Consider the following 19918-nt stretch of genomic DNA (forward strand, 5'->3'; position numbering starts at 1 on the left):
ATGTCGTGCCGCCTGATCAGGCCGAAGACCAGGTCGGCGCTGCCAGCGGCGAAGTCGATCAGCCTCTCGCGCGCGCGCGGGGCCTAGATGGGCCTTTATCGCATCCGGATCCATTTTGGCGAAGTTCGGTACGATGAAGCCGGCATTCCTGCCGGTAGCGCCCCAGGCGATGGTTTCGGCCTCGAGAACGGCGACCGAAAGACCTCTGGCCGCGGCATGCAAGGCCGTCGAAAGGCCGGTGAAGCCGCCGCCGACGATGGCAAGGTCGACATCGAGCTCGCCTTCCAGCGCCGGGCGGAGGCGGGTCTCACGGCTGACCGCGTGCCAAAGCGAAAGCGCTTCCTGCCGGGCCATTGCGGTCACGAGCCGCTCTCGCCGGCGGCCACCTTCGCCCGCTTGCCGAGCCGTGCCCGCCGCGGCCGTTCCCCGAACAGTCCATTGGGGCGGACCAGGAGGATAATGCACAGCATGACGCCGATTGCCACGATCTGCAGGGATGCGGCGCGGGCCTGTTGCTCCGGCGGGAACAGCGCGCTGGTGAGCGTGCCCGACCCGGCCCATATCCCCCAGACCAGGATGCTGCCGATGACGGCACCGGCATTGCTGCCCGAGCCGCCGACGATCAGCATCACCCAGACCTGGAAGGTCAGGATCGGCAGGTAATTGTCCGGCGCAATGAAGCCGGTGAAATGCGCCTGCAAGGCGCCCGCTAGGGCCATGATGGCGCCGCCGACCGCGAAGGCCTGGACACGGTAGAAGCGCGCGCTCTTGCCGAGCGAGATCGCCGCCCGCTCGTCCTCCCGCAGCGCCTTCAGCACCCGGCCCCACGGGCTGCGAGACAGGTGCTCCAGCGCCAGATAGGCGACCAGCGTGACCGCCGAGACGACGGCAAGGTTCGACAGGTTGAACAGCAGCGGCGTCTCGGCGAGGCTGCCGAAGGGGCGCGGGATGAAGCCGATGCCGAACGGACCGCCGGTCAGTTTCTGCGCATTGAGCGCGACCAGTTGCACGACCACGGCGACGCCGAAGGTGGTGATGGCAAGATAGTCGGATCTGAGCCGCAGCGTGGCGATGCCCGTCAGGGCCGCGGCGATGCCGCCGACGACCATGGCGCCGAGCCAGCCGGCCAGGATCGGTAGGTCGAAACCGCCCAGACGCGCGGCATCGTCCGGCGTCGTCAGCAGCGCCGACGTATAGGCGCCGATGGCGACGAAGCCGGCGAGCCCGACATTGAAGAGCCCGGTCAGCCCCCATTGCAGATTGAGCCCCAGCGTGACGAGCGAAAAGATCAGCGCCGTGGTCAGGAAGAAAGCGCCATAGCCGAGCAGGTCCATCAGCGTTCCCTCACACCAAAAAGGCCGATCGGCCGCACGAACAGCACCGCCATCAGGATGATGAAGGAGACCGCCGCGCGCCATTCGGCGCCGATCAGTTGCACGGCGCCCGCTTCGGCGAGCCCGATGATCAACCCGCCGAGCACGGCGCCCGGGATGCTGCCGATACCGCCGAGAATGGCGGCGGCGAACATCGGCAGCAGCATGTCGAAGCCCATGAACGGGCGGATCTGCACCAGGATGCCGATCATCACGCCGGCGACGCAGGCAAGCGCTGCGCCGAGGACCCAGGTGACACGCACCACCTTGGCGACGTCGATGCCGACGACGCGGGCAAGGGCCGCATTCTGGCTCAGGGCCTGCATGGACCGGCCGGTCTGCGTGCGCGTCATCAACAGGTGTACGCCCAACACCAGAACCGCGGTCAGCAGCAAAAGCGCGATCTGGTCGGGCGTGATGCGGATGCCGAAGCCGACCGGCATGGCGATCTGGATGGCGCGGCTGAAATAGGTCGGGCGTGAGGTGAAGGTGAACTCGAGCAGGCTTCGCAGCGCCATCGAGGCGCCGAAACTTGCCATCACCACGATGATGGCCTGGCCCTGGAGAGCGCAGCCGCGCGAACAGCACCTTGTCGAGCAGCAGCGCCAGCAGGGCGGTGAATGCCATGCCGACGACCAGCGCGACGATGAGCGGCCAGCCGAAGGAAAGCGGGGCGATCGGCGCCACCTTGCCGATCGTCGCGCCGATGGCGCCTACGACGGCCAGCGTCGCATAAGTGCCCCAGGCCATGAAGTCGCCATGGGCGAAGTTCGAGAAGCGCAGGATCGAATAGGTCAGCGTCACGCCGATGGCGCCGAGGCCGATCATCGAGCCCGTCAGCAATCCGTCGACGATGAATTGCAGGTTCATGCCGCACTTCCCTTGCCTGAAGGCGCGGCCTTGCCGGCGCTGTCCGGGCGCTGGCCAAGATAGAGCTCGGCGACCACCGGATCGCTCCACAGTTCAGAGGCGATGCCCTCGTGCCGGTCCTTGCCTTCGACCAGCACATAGGCGCGGTCGCCGATGGCGAGCGCCGCCTTGGCGTTCTGTTCGACCAGCAGGATGGTGACGCCGGACTTGCGGATGCCGGCCAGCATCTCGAACACCATCGAGACGAATTTCGGCGACAGGCCGGCCGACGGCTCGTCCAGCACCAGCACCTTGGGATGGACGATCAGCGCCCGCGCCACGGCCAGCATCTGGCGCTGCCCGCCCGACAGATTGCCGGCGGCGATGCGGCGCTGGCGCGCCAGGTCCGGGAAGGTCGCGTACATCTCGTCGATGCGGGCGGGAACCTCGCGGCGCTCGATGATACCGCAGGCAACCCTGAGATTGTCGTCGACCGACATCAGTGGAAACACGTTCTCCGTCTGTGGCACGAAGGCGAGCCCAAGCCGCACCATGGTGTGGGCCGGTGCGGTGGTGATATCCTTGCCGTCGAGGAGAACGGTGCCGCCGGTGACCGGGACGAGACCGGCAATTGCCTTGATCAGGCTCGACTTGCCGGCGCCGTTGGGGCCGAGAACGACGACGATTTCGCCCTTCTTCACGGTGATCGAGGCGCCGCGCACGATCGGCACGCCGGGTTCGTAGCCGGCTTCGAGGTTGCGGACGTCAAGCGCGGTGCCGGTCACGCCGCGCCCCCGAGATAAGCCTCTATCACGCGCGGATCGCGCGCCACCTCGTCGGCCGTGCCTTCGCACAGAAGCTCGCCGCCCGCCATCACCAGGACGCGATGGCAAAGCCGCGTCACCATGTCGATGTTGTGCTCGATCAGAAGAAAGGTGATGCCGCTTCTGTTGATGTCGCGGATGCGGTCGATGATGACTTCGAGCAGCGTGGCGTTGACGCCGGCCGCGGGCTCGTCGAGCAGGATGATCGCCGGGTCGGCCATCATCACACGGGCAAGTTCGAGCAGTTTGCGCTGGCCGCCCGAAAGCACCCGCGCCGGTTCGTGCGCCAGCCGGGTGAGCGAGACGAGTTCAAGCAGTTCGGCAGCCTTCTCGGCGGCTGCCTTCTCTTCGGCGGCGACCCGCCACGGGATCAGGAAATTGGCGAGCAGCCGCCCCCTGCCTGACGTTGCGCGGCGAGCATGACGTTTTCGATCAGCGTGAGATTGGGCAAGGGCCGGGGAATCTGAAAGGTGCGCCCAAGACCGCGGCCAATGCGCAGGTGCGCTGCTTCGCCGGAGACGAGCGCCCCGTTGAGACGTATCTCGCCGCTTGTAGGCAGGATGCTGCCGGCGAGCAGGTCGAACATCGTCGTCTTGCCGGCGCCGTTGGGGCCGATCAGGCCGAGGATCTCGCCCGGGCGGACCTCGAACGAGACATCGTTGACGGCGACAAGGCCGCCGAAACGCCGCACGACGTTCTTTGCCGCCAGAACCGGCGCCTGGGTCTCCGTCCCATGCCGTTTCGCCGTGTCGTTCATCAAGCCCTCTGGCCGAAGCGATCTTTGCCGCTTTCTGATTTTTTGATTTGTGATCACACTTGCTTTGATCACGGTAATCAGCTTTAATTTTCTCCGCAAGCCGAAAACAGGCCAGGCCGCCGAAAAGGCCAAGATCGGGAACGCCATGCAAAGGGCTGCTGTCGAGCGCACCAACGAGGTCATCGCCGCGCAACTCGCGCCGGTCGGCCGCGAGACGGTGCAGGACCGCGTCTATTCCGAATTGCGCAGGGCGCTGATTGGCGGTCTCTTCGAGCCGAGCCAGGTTCTGACCATACGCGGCCTTGCCGATGCGCTGGTCACGTCTACCATGCCGGTGCGCGAGGCGCTTGGGCGGCTGATCACGGAAAAGGCGCTGGAAGCGCTTCCAAACCGCTCGGTGCGGGTGCCGCCGATCACGCTGGAACGCATCGACGACCTCCTGCGCGCCCGTGCCCTGATCGAAGGCGAGGCAATCGCGCTTGCCGCCGCGCGCATGGATCCGCGTCAGATCGCCACCATCGAAACCATTCTCGGTGAATGGGACGAGATGCGGGCGCTGAAGCACAAGAAGGATGTCGACCGCGAGGTGACGCTCAATCAGAGCTTTCATTTCGAAATCTATCGCGCCTGCGGTTCCGCCGTGCTGATCCCGATGATCGAGAGCCTCTGGCTGCAGTCGGGACCATGCATCCGCGTTGCAATCTATGCCTTTTCCGAGGCCGGCGAGGTCGACACCGCCCGTTATCATCGCAGCATCGTCGCCGCGCTTGCGGCGCAGGATGCCCAGGCCGCACGCGAGGCGCTGGTGGCCGACATCAGCCGCCCTTTCGCTTTCCTGCGCGACAAGCTGAAGTTGACGGCAAAAGCGGAGTGAATGCCTGATATGACCAGACGCATCATCAGGATCACCGAGCCGCATTCCGAGCTGTCGGTGACGGCGCAGTTGCTGCCGGAAAAAGCGCCAGAGAACGCAACGTTCCTGTGGTCTTACCTGGCCGAGCCGCGCGTCGTCGCGGGCATTCATGCCATGTGGACCGGCCCGGAAATCTCCTGTCCGATCCCCGCGGCGCATCTGGACGGCGAGGCCTTTGCCCAGGCCTTGCCGGCGGAGAACGCGACGCTGACGCCGCAGCCCGGCGACATCGTGCTTTCCTATGTGCCGCCGCGCATGTGGGGCGGCAACCCGCATGCGATCTTCGACATCGGCCTGTTCTACGGGCAAGGCGCGCGCCTGCTGTTTCCGATCGGCTGGCTCGCGGGGAGCGTCGTTGCGCAGGTGCTGCCTGAGCAACGCGATCAGTTCGCATCTGCCTGCGGCATCATTCGCCGCAATGGCGCCTGCGACGTCACCTTCGCGCGGCTGGAGAGCTGAAATGGCTGAACGCGACGACAGCTTCGAACTTTTCGACCTCCGCGTCGAGGCTGTCGTCCCCGAAGGAAAGCCGGTTTATTGCGGCGCCAGGCCCGGCGACTATTTCGAGCTGAAGGGCGAGATGCTGTCGATGCCGGCGGGCCAGGGATTTTCGATCTATTCCATAGCGGCCGTGCTGCCGCTGCTGGCTGCAAAGCAGCGCCCCACCCATGCCAATGACTGGATGACCTCGGATGCCGAGATCGCCTGTCCCGATCCCAATTGCGCCAGCAGGCTCAGGATCGTCAGGACCGGCAAACGGCGGTTCAGCCACGCCGAGACCACGGCGGTGCCGCTGCCGAAGGAGAGTGAGCAGAGATGACCGCCAAGACTTTCGAACTCAGCCCCGGCTACACAATCTCGCGCGTCATTCGCGGTGGCTGGCAGTTGGCCGGCGGCCACGGCGCGGTCGACCGTCAGCAGGCGGTATCTGACCTGATCGCCACCTTCGACGCCGGCATCTGGACCTATGACTGCGCCGATATCTACACCGGCGTCGAGGAACTGATCGGAGCGGCGCGGCTGCGTCTGGCCAACGAACGTGGTCTCGATGCCGCCGCCAGGATGAGGGTGCACACCAAGCTGGTGCCGGACCTCGAGCGGCTCGCCGGCATCAGCCGCGACTACATCAGAGGCATCGTCGACCAGTCTCTGCGCCGGCTGAAGACCGAACGGCTCGACCTCGTGCAGTTCCACTGGTGGGACTATTCAGTGCCTCGCTATGTCGACGCGATGGGTTGGCTCGACGAGCTACGGCTGGAAGGCAAGGTGCGCAATGTCGGCACCACCAATTTCGATACGCAGCGCCTTGGCGAGATCCTGTCGGCCGGCGTGCCAGTCGTCAGCCAGCAACTGCAATACTCCGTCCTCGACCAGCGTCCGGCGGCGAGCCTCGCCGCGCTCGCGGCACGCAACGGCGTCAGTTTTCTCTGCTACGGTTCGGTGGCCGGCGGCTTTCTCGGCGACAGATGGCTCGGCGTCGCCGAACCGGACATGCCGCTCGAAAACCGCTCGCTGGTCAAATACAAGCTGATCATAGACGATTTCGGCGGCTGGGAGCTCTTCCAGGCCCTGCTCAGGGTGCTGAAGCGGATCGGCGACCGCCACGGCGTCGACATCGCCACTGTCGCCAGCGCCTGGGTGCTCGAGCAGCCGCAAGTGGCGGCCGTCATCGTCGGCGCCCGCAACCAGGCGCATGCGCTGGCCAATGCGAAGATCATGGATGTCGCGCTCGGGGCCGAGGACCGGGCGGAGATCGGCGCCGTGATCGCCCAGAGCCGTGGTCCCCTCGGCGACGTCTACACGCTGGAGCGTGACCGTCACGGCCGCCACGGCTCGATCATGCACTACAACCTCAACGCGGCCCGGCCATGAGCGTCGCCACCGAAAGCCTGTTTTCGCGGGCCAGCACCGAAATCGTCGAGTTGCATCGCTTCTTTGTCGACTGGTTCGTCGCATCGCGCGCCGGCAAGGCCGATTTCAGCCGCTTCGAACGCGTCATGGGCGAAGGCCTGGCCATGGTCACGCCTGACGGCACGGTCCTCGATCGCGATGCGGTGGTCGACCATGTCCGCGCAAGCCGCGCTTCCTGCGACGAAGCCTTCGCCATCTCGATCGAGGACATCCGGCCGGGTTGGCAAACCGGCGACGCGATCGTCGTGCTCTATGTCGAGGCGCAGTTGCGGGCCGGCAAGCACAGCCGTCGTCAGTCGAGTGCGCTCTTCACCACCAATCCATCGGCGCCCAACGGCGTCGAATGGCGACATCTGCATGAAACCTGGCTGCAGATGCCGGAAAGCTGAACAGGCTCCAGACGTGAAATTTGGTTCGTGTAACTCAATTCGTGTAGCTCAAGGGGAACAACAATGAGAAAGACGATACTCCAACTCACCACCGCGCTCGCTCTCGTGATGATCGCCGGTGCGGCACATGCCGCCGACTGCAAGATCACGGTCGGCCTGGTCATGGAATTGACCGGACCGGCCGGTGAATACGGCCAGGCCGGCGCAAAATCGGTCGAGATGGCCTTCCGCGACATCAACGACGCCGGCGGCGTTCGCGGCTGCGATCTGGTGACCGACACGCGCGACAGCCAGAGCCAGGGCAATATCGCCGTCGATGCGGCGACCCAGTTGGTTCAGGTCAAGAAGGTGCCGGTGATCATCGGCGGCATCATCTCCTCTGTGTCGATCCCGATCCTGACCTCGGTCACCGCACCGGCCAAGATCGTCCAGGTCTCGCCGGCTTCGTCCTCGCCGACGCTGACCGCGCTCGGGCGCGATGGCAAGACCAATGGCATCTTCTTCCGCACCATCACCTCCGATGCGCTGCAAGGCGTGGCCGCGGCCAAATACGCCATCGACAAGGGCTTCAAGAAGCTGTCGATCATCCATGTCAACAATGATTTCGGCGTCAACATGGTGGCCGAATTCTCGCGCGCCTACAAAGCGCTCGGCGGCACCGTCGTCTCCGACACTCCCTACAACGAGAAGCAGTCGAGCTATGCCTCGGAAGTCACGGCGGCCATGGCCGGCGAGCCTGACGGGCTTTATCTCGTCAGCACGCCGGTTGACGGCGCCACCGTCGCCCGCACCTGGATTTCGCAAGGCGGCGTGCAGAAATTCCTGCTCAATGACGGCATGAACAGCCCGGACTTCATCGAGTCCGTCGGCGCCGACTATCTCAAGGAGGCCTATGGCACTTCGTCCGGCACCAGCCCGACCGCCTCCACCGACTACTTCACCAAGAACTACAAGGAGTTTTCGGGCATCGAACCGTCCAATCCTGCGGCCGACCGTTCCTATGATGCCGGCGCCATTGTCGGCCTGGCAATCGCCATCGCCGGCTCAGAGGATCCGGCCAAGATCAAGGACGCCATGTACAAGGCGGTCGATCCGGCTGGCGCGCCGATCTTTGCCGGCAAGGACGAGTTCGCCAAGGCGCTCGGATTGATCAAGGAAGGCAAGCCGATCCGCTACGAAGGTGTTATCGGCCCGGTCGCCTTCGACAAATATGGCGACATCACCGGTCCGTTCCGCCTGTGGAAGATCGTCGACGGCAAGGTAACGACCGACGGTGAAATGACCACCGACGACGTCAACGCCCTGCAGGCGAAGCTCCAATAGGCCGCCACATCAGGCAGTCCGGCACCGATCGCTCGATGCCGGACTGCGAGCAACCCGCTCCGGCACTGCGCTCTGAAACATGCCGTCCACAACAACGGTTGCGGGTTTCATTCTCCCGACTCGCGTGACAGCCAGCGCCTGCGTCTTTCGTGCTGTTCGGCGAGTTCGGCCTCGTCCCAGTAGCCGATCAGCACGCCGGGCTCGATCAACGGATCGAAGTGCCGGATCTTGTCGTCGTTTCCCGTCAGCCATTCCTCGGCGGCGGTGATGCGGTTGTTGGGCAGCGCCAGCCAGCGGAACAGCGCCTGCCGTAATCGTTCGATGTCGGCCGCCGCCGATGCTTCGGTGCCGAGATCGCGCAGTTCGTCCGGATCGCCGTTCAGATCGAAGAACATCGGCGCCAGGCCCTCGCCATGGACCAGTTTGAAGCGGCCGTCGGTGATCATGTAGAGCTTGCAGTCGGCGACCGGCATAGCGAGCTTCAGCCGCGCGGCATCGCCGCCATAGTCGTACTCGCTCACCGCGTGCCGCCGCCACTTCACGTCCTGGCCTGCCAGCAGCGGCAGCAGCGACCGGCCCTCGAGAATATGCGGCTTCGCCTTGCCGCCGAAGAAGTCGAGGAAGGTGGGCGCGAGGTCGATCATCTCCACCAGCGCATCGGACGTCGTGCCGCGCGTCGCGTCGGCCTGCCGGCGCGGATCGCAGACGATCATCGGCACCTTGGCCGCGACGTCGTGGAACAGGTATTTTTCGCCCAGCCAATGGTCGCCGAGATAGTCGCCGTGGTCGGAGGTGAACACGATCATCGTGTTGTCGAACAGGGCGCGCTGCTCCATGAACTCGAACAATCCGCCCAACTGATCGTCGATCTGTTTGATCAAGCCCATATAGCAGGGAACGACCCTTTCGCGGACCTCGTCGCGGGAGAAGTTCCGGGAATAGCGCTCCTGCTGGAAGGCTTCGAAGATCGGGTGAGGCAAGACGCGTTCTGCTTCGCTGCGCACGACCGGCTTTATGTCGGCCTTGCCGTACACGTCGTGATAGGGCGCCGGCACGATGTAGGGCCAGTGCGGCTTGATGTAGGAGAGATGCGCGCACCAGGCTTCGCCCTTTGCCTCGGCCTCCTCAATGAAGCGCATGGCGCGGCGCGTCATATAGGGTGTTTCCGAATGCTCCTCGGGGATGCGCGCCGGCTTGTCGGCATGGACGAGCAGCCAGCCGTTGAAATTTTCGCCATTCTCGCCTTCACCGGAATTGGCCCAGTGCTCCCACGGATTGGCGGCATCGAAGCCATGCTCGCGCAGATATTGGTCGTAGGCCGGGTCGGGATCGTAGGCGGACGACGGATGCAACCCGTCGTCGCGCTCGAACGGTTCGAAGCCGCATTCGGCGACGCGCACGCCTATGATGGACGTCTTGTCGATGCCGAGGCGCTCCATGCCTTCCTCGTCGGCCCTCATATGCGTCTTGCCAATCAGCGCGCAGCGCACGCCGATCTCGCGCAGATGGTCGCCGAGCGTAGGCTCGCCGACCCTGAGCGGCACGCCGTTATGCGTCGATCCATGCGAGCGGACATAGCGGCCTGTATAGGCGCTCATGCGCGAGGGACCGCATACGGTCGATTGTACATAGGCGTTGGTGAAGCGCACGCCGCGGCTGGCCAGCCGGTCGATATTCGGCGTGTGCAGGGTCTGGTGTCCGGCGCAGCTCAAATAGTCGAAGCGCAGCTGGTCGCACATGATGAAAAGGACGTTGCGGCGGTCTGTCATTGGTCGTCCGTCATTGTGGTTCGCGCAAGACCGGTGTGCCAGAACGGCCGATGTCCTACAACGATGCCTCAAAATATCATTTTACCCAACCAGATGCCTCATGCACTGTGAGAGCCGGGAGGGTCGAAATCGTGCCGTTCGTCACCATTGGCGGCCTTGCGCTGCACCACCGCTATATCGAGGCGACCGGCACCGCGCGGCCGGTGATCTTCATCAATTCGCTGGGTACCGATTTGCGCATCTGGGACGATGTCATCTCGCAATTAAGCGGTGACATGCCTCTGCTGGTCTACGACAAGCGCGGCCACGGACTTTCCGATATCGGCAGCGGCATCCGGTCGATCGATGATCATGTCGACGATCTCCTGGGCCTCATCGATCATTTCGATCTCGGCAGGGTCGTGCTGTTCGGCCTGTCGGTCGGTGGCTTGATCGCGCAGCGGCTCTATACCCGTCATCCCAGCTGCGTTGAGGCTCTGATCCTGTCCGACACGGCGCACAAGATCGGCACGGACGAGAGCTGGAATAAGCGTATCGCCACCGTCGAGCGCGACGGGATCGAGGCGATAGCCGACGGTGTGATGGAAGCATGGTTCACGCCCGGCTTCCATGCCGCGCGTGCGGCCGACCTTGCCGGTTGCCGCAATATGCTGACTAGGCAGGCGCTGCCGGGTTACATCGGGACATGCATGGCGGTCCGCGACGCCGACCTCACCGAGGCCGCGCGGCGTATCGCGGTGCCGACACTTTGCATGGTCGGCGACCAGGACGGCTCGACACCGCCCGATCTCGTCCGCTCGTTGGCAGCGCTGATCCCCGGCGCCCGCTTCGAAATCATTCCTAATGCCGGCCATATTCCCTGCATCGAACAGCCGGAGGCGGTGGTCGCGCTGATCCGCGATTTTGTCGCGTCGCCTCCTCCGGGGCAGAAACCTTTGAGCGCGGCTACCCCTTGATCGCCGAGCCGACGATGGAATCGACGAAAAAGCGCTGCAGCAGGACGAAGAGGATGAGCGGCGGCAGCACGGCAAGCGTCGCGCCGGCCATCACCAACCCGGTGTTGACGGCGCCTCTGTTGTAACTCAACAGCCGGCTGAGGCTGATGACGATCGGATAGGCGTCGGCGTTGCCTTGCAGCACGGTCAGCGGCCACAGATAGCTGTTCCAGTGATAGACGAAGGCAAACAGCGCCAATGCCGCGATCGCCGGCGCCACGCTGGGCGCCACGATCTTGAACAGGATCAGCAGTTCGGAGGCGCCGTCCATGCGCGCAGCGTCGATCAGATCGTCAGGCACGCTTGCAATGAACTGGCGCATCAGGAAGATACCGAAGGCATTGGCGAGGTTGGGCACGATGATGCCGGCGAGGCTGGCATTGAGGCCGATCGAGCCGACGAGGCGATAGAGCGGGATCAGCGTCACGATCGGCGGCAGGAACATGGTCGCGATCAGCACCGAGAACAAAAGCGAGCGGCCGGGGAAGTGGTATTTGGCGAAGGCGTAGCCGGCCATCATGCTGGTGATGAGGATACCGGCTGTGGTGATCGAGGCGATGACCAGGGAATTCCACATAGAACGGCCGACATTGACCACGCCCGAAACTTTCTCATAGGCGTCGAGGCTCGGCGTGTGCGGGATCCACACCGGCGGCAGCTGCATGCTCTCGGCCGGAGTCTCGAGACTGGACAGAACCATCCAAACCAGCGGAAAGGCCGACGCCACGGCCACGAGCAGCATGAGCGTGGCCAGCAGCGCCTTGCGGCCGGCGGGGCGTCTGCGCGGCAACCGGCTCGACGATCCCGCGCTCATTCCTGATCCTTCCGGTTGGCAAAGGCGAACAGAGCGCAGACCACGACGATCAGCGACAGCATCAGCATGACGGCCATGGCCGAACCCAGTCCGCCCTGCGCGCGCTCGATGCCGACGCGGCGTATGTGATAGGTCAAGACATTGGTCGAGCCGACCGGCCCGCCCTGCGTGATCAGCGCCACCGGCTCGAACACCTGCACGGCGTTGATGATGGCGATCACCGCGCTGAACAGGAGTGTGCGCCGCAGCAACGGCAAGGTGATGAAGCGGAACTGCTCGAACCGGTTGGCGCCGTCGAGTTTTGCCGCCTCGTAGAGGCTGCCGGAAATCTGGGTCAGCCCCGCAATCGCCAGCACCGTGAAATAGCCGACCTGCTGCCACACGTTGAGCAGGACGATCGAGATCAGCGCCGAGCGCGGCGACGACAGAAAGGGTTGCGGGCCGATGCCGAGCAGGCCGAGCATCTGGTTCAGCGGCCCTTCACCAGGCGAATAGAGCTTCGACCACACCAGCGCCACCGCGATCATCGGCACCATGTAGGTGGAAAACAGCACGGTCCGCAGCGCTGTGCCGCCGCCAACATCGTGCTGGTGGACCATCAGTCCGAAGGCGACCGAGAGCGGCAGGATGAGGATGACGGAAAGCGCGGTGTAGACGGAGGTGTTGATCAACGCGCCCTTGAAGTCGCGTCCGACCGATGAGGCGCCGAAAATCTCGCGAAAATTGTCGAAGCCAATGAAGGTCGCATTGGAAAAAGGCGTCTGCGTCGACCAGTCCTGGAAGGATAGCCAGACGGTGAGCAGCATCGGCAACAGGATGAAGATGCCGATCAGCGTCACGGCGGGCGCCAGCATGATGCCCGCCGAGGCACGGTACCTGTTGATCATGGTTCGGTCTACTTGGCGGCGCGCTCCAGGATCGAGGCGGCGTCCGCCTGCGCCGTCGCCTGCGCATCCTTGGCCGAGATCTGGCCGTACTGCAACGCCTCCAGCGTCTGCTGCAGGGTTCCTGGAGAACTCCTGTCCGCCCGGCACGACCGGGAAGGGCTTGGCGTCGGCCAGCACGCTGACATAGCCCGACAGGAATTCCGAGCCGAGCTTGTCCTTGTGGGCCTCGATATCGGAGCTGCGCGAGGGCAGGATGCCCATCGACATCAAGATGTCGGACATCGCCGAGGCGCCGTTCTTGCCGGATTTCGGATTGTTGAGCCAGGCCAGGAATTCCCATGCGGCCTTCTGCTCGGCCTCGCCGGCATTGCCGTTGACCACCGTCATCCAGGAATAGGAGATCGAATGCGGCTTGTCGCCGCTCGGGCCGACGGGGATTGGTGCGGTGGCGATATCCGCGAACCTGTCGCCCATGCCTGCCTTCAGCGCGCTTTCCCACCAATTGGCCATGATGATCATGCCGGTGTTGCCGGAGACGAAATTGTCGAGGAAGGGGCCGGTGGTGTTGGCGTCTGCCGTGGCCATGGCCGGCACGCTGGCGCCCGACTTGATGAGATCCTCATAGAGCTGGAAGGTCTGCGCGGCCTGCGGAGTGTCCAGCGCCGGTTTGCCGTCCTTGACCAGGTCGCCGCCATTGGAGACCAGCAGCGAGGCGAAGGGATGGACGACGCCCGCCGCCCAGGAATTGATCATGCCGAAACCCTGCTGGCCGGCATCCTTGTTGGTCAGCTTCTTCGCCGCCTCCTTGAACTCGTCCCAGGTTTTCGGCGCGGCGGCAATGCCGGCCTGCTTGAACAGTGCCTTGTTGTAGTTCAGCGCGTAGACGTCGATCTCGTTGGGAATGCCGTAGAGCTTGCCGCCGACCGACGCGGCGCTCACCACGCCAGCCGGCCATGCTCCCTTGACCTCTTCGGCGACGGGGTCGGGGGCGGGCGCGACGAGCTTGTCGCGGGCGAGCTCAGGCAACCAGAGATCGTAGATGCCGCCGATCGTAGGACCGTCCGCGCCGCCCCCCTGGGAGCGCAGCGTCGTTAGTAGATCGCCGAAGGGAACGGCGCGCACGGTGACGCTGACATCCGGATTTGTCTTTGCATAGTCCTTGGCCGCCGTTTCCAGCAATGCGACCGTCTCCGGCGACCAATGGGTGAGATAGGAGATGTTGACCGATTGCGCCCAGCCGCTGGCGGGCAGGATGGCAAGGCTCGCGGCCAGAGCCAGTTTCGAAGTCCAGGCAAGAGACATCCTCATCCTCCCTCAGGCTTAGCGATCACGATGACGTTATGACAACATGAAGCGCTGGCGCAAGGCCCGATTGCGAAAAAGCTTCGCACGGGCTACCTCTGATTTCTGTAAGTGTCCGCTAGATTACGAAATTCGCCAATATAGACAGCAACTTACGATTAACACATCGCTTTTTAGCTTAGCTCAGCTGCTCCCGAGGGAGTGCCAGGACCTCTTGCGGAAGCTGCTATGTCGTTATAATGACTTGTCTGAGAAAATGACTCTTCCACGGCGTCCACAGGGCCGCGGAACGCCAAGGACAGATAAAAATGGGAGACTGGCAATGAGCATGCTTTCAATTCACCGACGCGCAGCCCTTGGCCTGATCGGCGGCCTTGCCGCCTGCGCTGGCCTGTTCACCAGCCTGCCGGCGCGGGCCGACAGCACGGTGACGCTGTGGAGCTGGCGCACCGAGGACGAAGCCGCGATGCGCCGCATCTTCGATGCCTTCGAGGCCAAGAACCCAGGCATCAAGGTCAATATCCAGTTCACGCCGGATGCCGACTACCAGAACCGCCTGAGCACGGCGTTGCGTGGCGGGCGCGGGCCCGACATCGCCCAGCTCAAGGCCTATGGCGAATTGCAGCCCTTCGTCGAGGCGGGCTATCTCGACGCGCTCGACGAGAGCGTGCCGGAACTGAAGAACATGCCGGACGCGGCCCTTGGCGGCGCGCGCGGCCGCGCCGACGGCAAGCTTTACGGCGTGCCCTATTCGGTGCCGATGATGGGCGTCTTCTACAACAAGGATATCTTTGCCGCGCAGGGCATCGAGGTCCCCAAGACCTACAAGGATTTCGTCGCCGCCTGCGACAAGCTGAAGGCGGCCGGCGTCACGCCGATCGCCACCGGCGGCGCCAACGGCTCGGCGTGGGAGCTGGAGATCGGCGTCGGCGTCATCGGCCCGACCGTCTACGGCCCCGGCTTTTACGACGAGATGATGACCGGCAAGGCGACCTTCGAGGATCCGCGCTATGTCGCGGCGCTGAAGCGCTTCGCCGAGCTGAAGCCTTATTTCCCCGACGGCTTCGCCGGGATCGACTACACCACCGCCACCCAGCAGTTCATTGGTGGCAAGGCCGCGATGTTTCTTGGCGGTTCGTTCGAGAATGGCAGCTTCAAATCGCAGAACCCGAAGCTGAAATTCTCGATCTTCCCGTTCCCCGCCGACGATGCGGGGGCAAAGCTCTACACCTCGGCCTTCTCGGACGGCTCCTACGGCCTCGTCTCCGAAAGCGCGAACAAGGAAGCCGCGATCAAGGTGCTGGATTTCATGGCCTCGGCCGAATTCGCGCAGATGTTCGCCGACGAACTCGGCTGGCCGCCGGCCCGCACCGATGTCACGGTGAAGGACCCGGTATTGGCCGAGATGATGGAGATGTCGAAGAACTCGACGCCCTACCTGACGCTGGTCGGCTTCCGCTGGCAGTCGCCGACCGCCTCTTCCGTCCTGCAAGCGGAGATCATCGACATGGTCGAAGGCAACATCGCACCGGAGAAGCTGGCGGCCGACATGCAGGCCGCCGTCGCCACCTGGTTCAAGCCGAAGCAGTAAGGAGCCGGGCCGGCCGCAATGCGGCCGGCCTCCCACCGGGCAAGCCACGCATGATCGATCGTCGCCGCAAAAGCAGCCTGAAGCGAACGCAGCAGCGCATGGCCGTGCTTTTCATCCTGCCGGCGCTGGCCGTCTACGCCCTGTTCGTCCTCTATCCCCTGGCGATGTCGCTGTGGGGCAGCTTCTTCATCTGGAAGGGGCTGCGCATCACCGAGTTCGCCGGCCTGTCGAATTTTTCGCGCCTGTTCGTTTTCCCCAGTAGCGCCAGGCTCTACGGCGCGCTCTGGCACAACACCGCCTGGTTCTTCGGCATCATGGTCTTCCAGAACGGCATCGGACTGCTGTTCGCCTGGCTGCTGTTCCTGCGTGATCGGGGTGCGGCCTTCTTCCAGTCGGTGTTTTTCTTCCCCGCGGTGCTGAGCCCGGTCATCGTCGGTGCGCTGTGGCGCCTGCTGTTGGCGCCGGGCGGCGTGGTCGAATGGGCGCTGAACGGGCTTGGCCTGCATCAGGGCAGCCTAACCGTGCTTGGCAACAGCCACACCGCGCTGGCCATGCTGGTCGCCGTCGACGCCTGGAACTGGATGGGCCTGCCGGTGCTGATCTACACGGCGGGCCTGCGGCAGATTTCGGGCCAGATCTTCGAGGCGGCGAAACTCGACGGCGCCGGCAATGCGCGCATGCTGTTCTCCGTCGCGCTGCCCTTGCTGATGCCGGCGCTGGGCACGCTGACGACTTTGTCCTTCATCAACACCTTCAACCAGTTCGACATCGTCTATGTGATGCAAGGCGTGCAGGGCAATCCAAGCTATTCGACCGACACGCTGGTGACCTATTTCTACAGGCTGGCCTTCGGCGCGGAGGGCGCCGTCGGCATCACCGATATCGGGCTTGCTTTGGCGTTGGGCACCATGCTGTTCCTCATCCTCAGCGTCGGCACACTGTTGATGCTGCGCTTCTTCGACCGCCGCACGGTGCAGCTATGAGCACGCTGGCCATGTCAGGCAATCCCGTGATCTCGCGCCGGCTTTCGCGGCTGCCCGGCTGGACGGTGCTTGCCGTATGGACGGCGGCCGTGCTGCTGCCGCTCTACATCCTCGTCGTCTCCTGCTTCAAGTCGACGGCCGAAATCTACGACAACCGGCTCGGCCTGCCGACAAGCTGGGCCTTCGACAATTTCGTCAACGCGTGGACACGTGCCGACCTCGGCCACAATTTCATCAACAGCCTGATCGTCACCGCCGGGGCGGTCATCCTCACCATCGTCGTCTCGGCCATGGCCGCCTATCCGCTCAGCCGTTACCGGCTGGGCTGGAACGCCATCATGCTCGGCCTGTTCCTGTCCGGCATCATGCTGCCGATAAGGCTCGCCTCGGTCGAGCTGTTCACGCTGATGCGCAATCTCGGCCTGCTGGATTCCCTGACCGGACTGATCCTCGTCTATTCGGCGATCCGCATTCCCTTCGCCGTCTTCATCTTCGCCAATTTCATGCGCGTCCTACCCTCCGAACTCGACGAGGCGGCACGCATGGACGGCGCCGGCGAGGTCCGCATCCTGTTCCAGATCATCCTGCCGATGGTGAAGCCGGCGGTGTCGATCGTCGCCATCTTCACGGCGATCGCCGTGTGGAACGACTTCTTCTTCCCGCTGATCTTCATCTTCGACGACCGCTACAAGACCGTGCCGCTGGCCATCAGCGTCTTCGTCGGCCAGTACCGCACCGATTGGGGCCTGGTGTTCGCCTCGCTGGCGATCTCCATGGCGCCGATCCTGATCATGTATTGTCTGCTCGCCCGCCAGATTCGCGAGGGCGTCGGCGCCGGGGGAGGCATGAAATGATCGAGGACAGGATTTATGCCGCCAAATCCATCCTGGTCGTCGGCGCGCATGCCTTCGATGCCGAGGTGATCGCCGGACCGCTGGCGGCGGCCGCCGTACTGAGGGGCACCACGGTGACGTTCCTGCACCTGAGCATGGGCGAGCAGGGCCATCCGTGCCTGATTCCCGAGCACTATTGCGCGCAGAAGGAAGACGAAGCGGGCAGGGCGGCCGCGCGCCTCGGCGTCGCCATGCGCAATCTTGGCCTGCATGATGCGTTCCTGCCTTCCGATGACGAGACGGCGCTGAAACTGTGCGATGTCATTCGCGAGCTGAAGCCGGAAGTGGTCATAACCCATTGGCACGGCAGCTGGCACAAGGACCATCGCGCCGCAGCCAAGCTGACGCAGACCGGCATCTTCTTCGCCGCCTTGCCGACCGTTGCGCGCGACCATGCCGCCTTTACGCCGGGCTTGCTGCTGTTCGGCGAGAACTGGGAGGACGATGACGGTTTCCGCCCCGAGCATTTGGTCGACGTCAGCGACGGCTTCGAGGCGTGGAGCGAGGCGGTGCATGAATACGAGTTGGCGCGGGGCCTGAGCAGCTTCCCCTATGTCGATTACTACAGCGCGCTCTACCGTCTGCGCGGCTGCCTGCGCGGCACGCGCCATGCGCAGGCCTTCGCGGCGGCCTCGCATTCCTGGAACGCCGGCAGCGGTCTGTTCGCGCCACCGGCTGCCGGAGGGCGCCGATGACGCGGGTTCTGGCCATCGATCTCGGCGGCACCAATCTGCGCGCCGCCGTCCAGTCCGGCAATGTCAGCGCGCTGGAGAGGCCGAGCCGCGAACCGGCGCCGGCAAGCCTTGATGCCTTCGTCGCCCGTATCACGGCGCTTTGCGCCGAGGCTGGCGTGGTCAAGGCGTTGGGCCTGGCGGTGCCAGGTCTCGTCGAGGGGTCGGTCTGCCGCTGGATCCCGAATCTCCCTTGGCTCGACGGTGTCGACATCGCGGCGCTGTTCCCGCGGTTGCGCGTCGCCGTTGGCAATGACGCGCAGATCGCCCTGCTGGCGGAAGCCGTTGAAGGCAGCGCGAAGGGCATGTCGGATGCGATCCTGCTGGCAATCGGCACGGGCATAGGCTCGGCGGTGCTCGCCAACCACCGCATCGTCGCCGGCACGCATGGCGGCGCCTGCTCGTTCGGCTGGGCCTGCGCCGACATCAAGGACCATGGCGAGGAGCGCAGCGGCTGGCTGGAGCGCGTTGCATCGGGCCGTGCGCTTGACGCGCTTGCCGGTCAGGTCGGCCTTGCCAGCGGCCGCCAGCTGATCGCGGCTGCCCAGGCGGGCGAACTCGCGGCACAGACCTTGCTCGAGCTGCCGGCGCGCCGGCTGGGCACCGCGCTTGCCGGCGCCGTCGCGCTGCTCGACCCCCAGGTGATCCTGGTTTCCGGCGGCCTTGCCGATGCGCTTGACGTCATCGGACCGCCGCTGCTTGCCGCGCTGCGGCGCCAACTGCCGCCGCATCTGCGCGGCATTTCTCTCAAGGCTGGCGCGTTCGGCCCTGGCGCAGGCCTGGTCGGTGCGGCAGTGGCCGGGCAGGCCGGAAGCGGGTGGAGACAGATCCGATGAGTGAAGCCAGTTTTCAGCAGCCGGATCGCAGAAGGCCCGAGCCGCTCTGGTATCAGGTCGAGGAGGCCATCCGCGCCATCGTCAAGAGCGGCGAATGGGCGACGGGCGACCAGATCCCGGCCGAAGACCGGCTGGGCGCGCTGTTCGGGGTCAGCCGCATCACGCTGCGCCACGCTTTGCGCAATCTGGAGGAAAGCGGATTGCTGCGCCGCGAACACGGACGCGGCACCTTCGTGCGCTCCACCACGCTCGTCGCCGGCACCCGCGAACTGACGAGCTTCACTCAGGAGATGGGCAATATCGGCGTCGTTGCCGGCTCGCGCCTGCTCGATTGCAGCCTCACCACCGCCAATGCGGCGGCGGCCGGCGCCCTGGAGATTGAGGAGGGTGACCCGGTGGTGCGCATCCGGCGGCTGCGGCTCGGCAACAACGAGCCGATCGGCATCCAGACGGCGCAGCTCGCAGCCGCGCGCGTGCCGGGCTTCCTCGACGCCGGCCTGCTGCAGGGATCGCTGTACGAGGCGCTGGAGCGCCACTACGGCATCGTGCCGGTGGCGGCGCGCGAGAATTATCGCGTCGGCGCGGTCGGAGCGGCGGACGCCGAGCTGCTCGATTTGCCGGTCGGCAGTCCGGCCTTCGTGGTCGAGCGTATCGCCACCGACGAGCGCGGTCCGTTCGAGTTCACTGTCTCCATCATGCGCGGCGACCGCTACGAGATACGCTCGACGCTGCGCGCCGGGCGCGTCCCGTCAAATCCGCGAAGCTGATCCATCATCAC

18 protein-coding genes and 3 pseudogenes are annotated in these 19918 nt (G+C 64.7%); 13 read left to right on the forward strand and 8 right to left on the reverse strand.

Annotated elements, in window-relative coordinates; all coding sequences use genetic code 11:
- Positions 1–102: 102 nt before the first annotated feature.
- The 5 genes and pseudogenes from ACIU1A_RS04845 to ACIU1A_RS04865 all read right to left on the reverse strand — a co-directional run.
- A pseudogene (locus ACIU1A_RS04845) lies at positions 103–354 on the reverse strand (NAD(P)/FAD-dependent oxidoreductase); the annotation flags it as partial.
- 5 nt (positions 355–359) lie between these two features.
- The gene (locus tag ACIU1A_RS04850; RefSeq protein ID WP_404927850.1) at positions 360–1337 is read right to left on the reverse strand and encodes a branched-chain amino acid ABC transporter permease; all 978 of its coding nucleotides are present in this window, start codon (positions 1335–1337) and stop codon (positions 360–362) included.
- A pseudogene (locus ACIU1A_RS04855) lies at positions 1334–2243 on the reverse strand (branched-chain amino acid ABC transporter permease). Before ACIU1A_RS04855 ends, ACIU1A_RS04850 begins: the two are co-directional and overlap by 4 nt.
- On the reverse strand, positions 2240–3007 hold the full coding sequence (locus tag ACIU1A_RS04860) for an ABC transporter ATP-binding protein (RefSeq protein WP_404926745.1): 768 nt from the start codon (positions 3005–3007) through the stop codon (positions 2240–2242). The pseudogene ACIU1A_RS04855 and the gene ACIU1A_RS04860 overlap by 4 nt, the downstream one beginning before the upstream one ends.
- A pseudogene (locus ACIU1A_RS04865) lies at positions 3004–3803 on the reverse strand (ABC transporter ATP-binding protein). Before ACIU1A_RS04865 ends, ACIU1A_RS04860 begins: the two are co-directional and overlap by 4 nt.
- A 145-nt stretch (positions 3804–3948) precedes the next feature.
- On the opposite strand from ACIU1A_RS04865, the gene ACIU1A_RS04870 reads away from it, so the two are divergent.
- The 6 genes from ACIU1A_RS04870 (at position 3949) to ACIU1A_RS04895 (ending at position 8339) form a co-directional block, all read left to right on the forward strand.
- The gene (locus tag ACIU1A_RS04870; RefSeq protein WP_404926746.1) at positions 3949–4677 is read left to right on the forward strand and encodes a GntR family transcriptional regulator; all 729 of its coding nucleotides are present in this window, start codon (positions 3949–3951) and stop codon (positions 4675–4677) included.
- Between the two features lie 9 nt (positions 4678–4686).
- Positions 4687–5175: a DUF3830 family protein gene (locus ACIU1A_RS04875; RefSeq protein WP_140497666.1), complete on the forward strand. Its 489-nt coding sequence runs from the start codon at positions 4687–4689 to the stop codon at positions 5173–5175.
- Position 5176: 1 nt separating this feature from the next.
- Positions 5177–5536: a TIGR04076 family protein gene (locus ACIU1A_RS04880; RefSeq protein WP_140648998.1), complete on the forward strand. Its 360-nt coding sequence runs from the start codon at positions 5177–5179 to the stop codon at positions 5534–5536.
- Positions 5533–6588, forward strand: coding sequence for an aldo/keto reductase (locus ACIU1A_RS04885; RefSeq protein ID WP_140763457.1), 1056 nt, complete (start codon positions 5533–5535; stop codon positions 6586–6588). The genes ACIU1A_RS04880 and ACIU1A_RS04885 overlap by 4 nt, the downstream gene beginning before the upstream one ends.
- Positions 6585–7016, forward strand: a complete 432-nt coding sequence (locus tag ACIU1A_RS04890; RefSeq protein ID WP_140583868.1) for a DUF4440 domain-containing protein — start codon at positions 6585–6587, stop codon at positions 7014–7016. The genes ACIU1A_RS04885 and ACIU1A_RS04890 overlap by 4 nt, the downstream gene beginning before the upstream one ends.
- Before the next feature lie 63 nt (positions 7017–7079).
- Positions 7080–8339 carry an ABC transporter substrate-binding protein gene (locus tag ACIU1A_RS04895; RefSeq protein WP_404926748.1) on the forward strand — a complete coding sequence of 420 codons (1260 nt, stop codon included), beginning with the start codon at positions 7080–7082 and terminating at the stop codon, positions 8337–8339.
- A 107-nt stretch (positions 8340–8446) separates the two neighbouring features.
- Here ACIU1A_RS04895 and ACIU1A_RS04900 read toward each other — a convergent pair whose 3' ends face one another.
- Positions 8447–10108: an alkaline phosphatase family protein gene (locus tag ACIU1A_RS04900; RefSeq protein ID WP_404926749.1), complete on the reverse strand. Its 1662-nt coding sequence runs from the start codon at positions 10106–10108 to the stop codon at positions 8447–8449.
- 131 nt (positions 10109–10239) lie between these two features.
- On the opposite strand from ACIU1A_RS04900, the gene pcaD reads away from it, so the two are divergent.
- Complete coding sequence (gene pcaD / locus ACIU1A_RS04905) at positions 10240–11064, forward strand: 3-oxoadipate enol-lactonase (protein ID WP_140671878.1); 825 nt, start codon at positions 10240–10242, stop codon at positions 11062–11064.
- Here the strand turns inward: pcaD and ACIU1A_RS04910 are convergent.
- Positions 11054–11917, reverse strand: a complete 864-nt coding sequence (locus tag ACIU1A_RS04910) for a carbohydrate ABC transporter permease (protein WP_404926751.1) — start codon at positions 11915–11917, stop codon at positions 11054–11056. The two genes, pcaD and ACIU1A_RS04910, sit on opposite strands and share 11 nt — an antisense overlap.
- Positions 11914–14106, reverse strand: a complete 2193-nt coding sequence (locus ACIU1A_RS04915; RefSeq protein WP_404926753.1) for an extracellular solute-binding protein — start codon at positions 14104–14106, stop codon at positions 11914–11916. Before ACIU1A_RS04915 ends, ACIU1A_RS04910 begins: the two co-directional genes overlap by 4 nt.
- A gap of 322 nt (positions 14107–14428) precedes the next feature.
- Between ACIU1A_RS04915 and ACIU1A_RS04920 the strand changes: the two genes are divergently transcribed.
- From ACIU1A_RS04920 to ACIU1A_RS04945, 6 genes are read left to right on the forward strand one after another with little or no spacing between them, the layout of a single operon-like run.
- A complete protein-coding gene (locus tag ACIU1A_RS04920; protein ID WP_404926754.1) occupies positions 14429–15697 on the forward strand; it encodes an extracellular solute-binding protein in 1269 nt (422 codons plus the stop codon).
- Between the two features lie 50 nt (positions 15698–15747).
- On the forward strand, positions 15748–16680 hold the full coding sequence (locus tag ACIU1A_RS04925; RefSeq protein WP_140514575.1) for a carbohydrate ABC transporter permease: 933 nt from the start codon (positions 15748–15750) through the stop codon (positions 16678–16680).
- A complete protein-coding gene (locus ACIU1A_RS04930) occupies positions 16677–17534 on the forward strand; it encodes a carbohydrate ABC transporter permease (protein ID WP_404926755.1) in 858 nt (285 codons plus the stop codon). Before ACIU1A_RS04925 ends, ACIU1A_RS04930 begins: the two co-directional genes overlap by 4 nt.
- Positions 17531–18268 (forward strand): PIG-L deacetylase family protein, encoded by a 738-nt coding sequence (locus ACIU1A_RS04935; protein ID WP_404926756.1) that lies wholly within the window; start codon positions 17531–17533, stop codon positions 18266–18268. The genes ACIU1A_RS04930 and ACIU1A_RS04935 overlap by 4 nt, the downstream gene beginning before the upstream one ends.
- The gene (locus tag ACIU1A_RS04940) at positions 18265–19140 is read left to right on the forward strand and encodes an ROK family protein (RefSeq protein ID WP_404926757.1); all 876 of its coding nucleotides are present in this window, start codon (positions 18265–18267) and stop codon (positions 19138–19140) included. The genes ACIU1A_RS04935 and ACIU1A_RS04940 overlap by 4 nt, the downstream gene beginning before the upstream one ends.
- Positions 19137–19907, forward strand: coding sequence for a GntR family transcriptional regulator (locus ACIU1A_RS04945; RefSeq protein ID WP_140555545.1), 771 nt, complete (start codon positions 19137–19139; stop codon positions 19905–19907). Before ACIU1A_RS04940 ends, ACIU1A_RS04945 begins: the two co-directional genes overlap by 4 nt.
- Positions 19908–19918: the final 11 nt, after the last annotated feature.

The organism is Mesorhizobium maamorense (assembly GCF_044998965.1).
GTDB lineage: Bacteria > Pseudomonadota > Alphaproteobacteria > Rhizobiales > Rhizobiaceae > Mesorhizobium.

Coding starts and splice junctions, on each gene's coding strand:
- ACIU1A_RS04870 (WP_404926746.1), top strand. CDS start 3,949: ATGCAAAGGGCTGCTGTCGAGCGCACCAACGAGGTCATCGCCGCGCAA.
- ACIU1A_RS04875 (WP_140497666.1), top strand. CDS start 4,687: ATGACCAGACGCATCATCAGGATCACCGAGCCGCATTCCGAGCTGTCG.
- ACIU1A_RS04880 (WP_140648998.1), top strand. CDS start 5,177: ATGGCTGAACGCGACGACAGCTTCGAACTTTTCGACCTCCGCGTCGAG.
- ACIU1A_RS04885 (WP_140763457.1), top strand. CDS start 5,533: ATGACCGCCAAGACTTTCGAACTCAGCCCCGGCTACACAATCTCGCGC.
- ACIU1A_RS04890 (WP_140583868.1), top strand. CDS start 6,585: ATGAGCGTCGCCACCGAAAGCCTGTTTTCGCGGGCCAGCACCGAAATC.
- ACIU1A_RS04895 (WP_404926748.1), top strand. CDS start 7,080: ATGAGAAAGACGATACTCCAACTCACCACCGCGCTCGCTCTCGTGATG.
- ACIU1A_RS04900 (WP_404926749.1), bottom strand. CDS start 10,108: ATGACAGACCGCCGCAACGTCCTTTTCATCATGTGCGACCAGCTGCGC.
- ACIU1A_RS04910 (WP_404926751.1), bottom strand. CDS start 11,917: ATGAGCGCGGGATCGTCGAGCCGGTTGCCGCGCAGACGCCCCGCCGGC.
- ACIU1A_RS04915 (WP_404926753.1), bottom strand. CDS start 14,106: ATGTCTCTTGCCTGGACTTCGAAACTGGCTCTGGCCGCGAGCCTTGCC.
- ACIU1A_RS04920 (WP_404926754.1), top strand. CDS start 14,429: ATGAGCATGCTTTCAATTCACCGACGCGCAGCCCTTGGCCTGATCGGC.
- ACIU1A_RS04925 (WP_140514575.1), top strand. CDS start 15,748: ATGATCGATCGTCGCCGCAAAAGCAGCCTGAAGCGAACGCAGCAGCGC.
- ACIU1A_RS04930 (WP_404926755.1), top strand. CDS start 16,677: ATGAGCACGCTGGCCATGTCAGGCAATCCCGTGATCTCGCGCCGGCTT.
- ACIU1A_RS04935 (WP_404926756.1), top strand. CDS start 17,531: ATGATCGAGGACAGGATTTATGCCGCCAAATCCATCCTGGTCGTCGGC.
- ACIU1A_RS04940 (WP_404926757.1), top strand. CDS start 18,265: ATGACGCGGGTTCTGGCCATCGATCTCGGCGGCACCAATCTGCGCGCC.
- ACIU1A_RS04945 (WP_140555545.1), top strand. CDS start 19,137: ATGAGTGAAGCCAGTTTTCAGCAGCCGGATCGCAGAAGGCCCGAGCCG.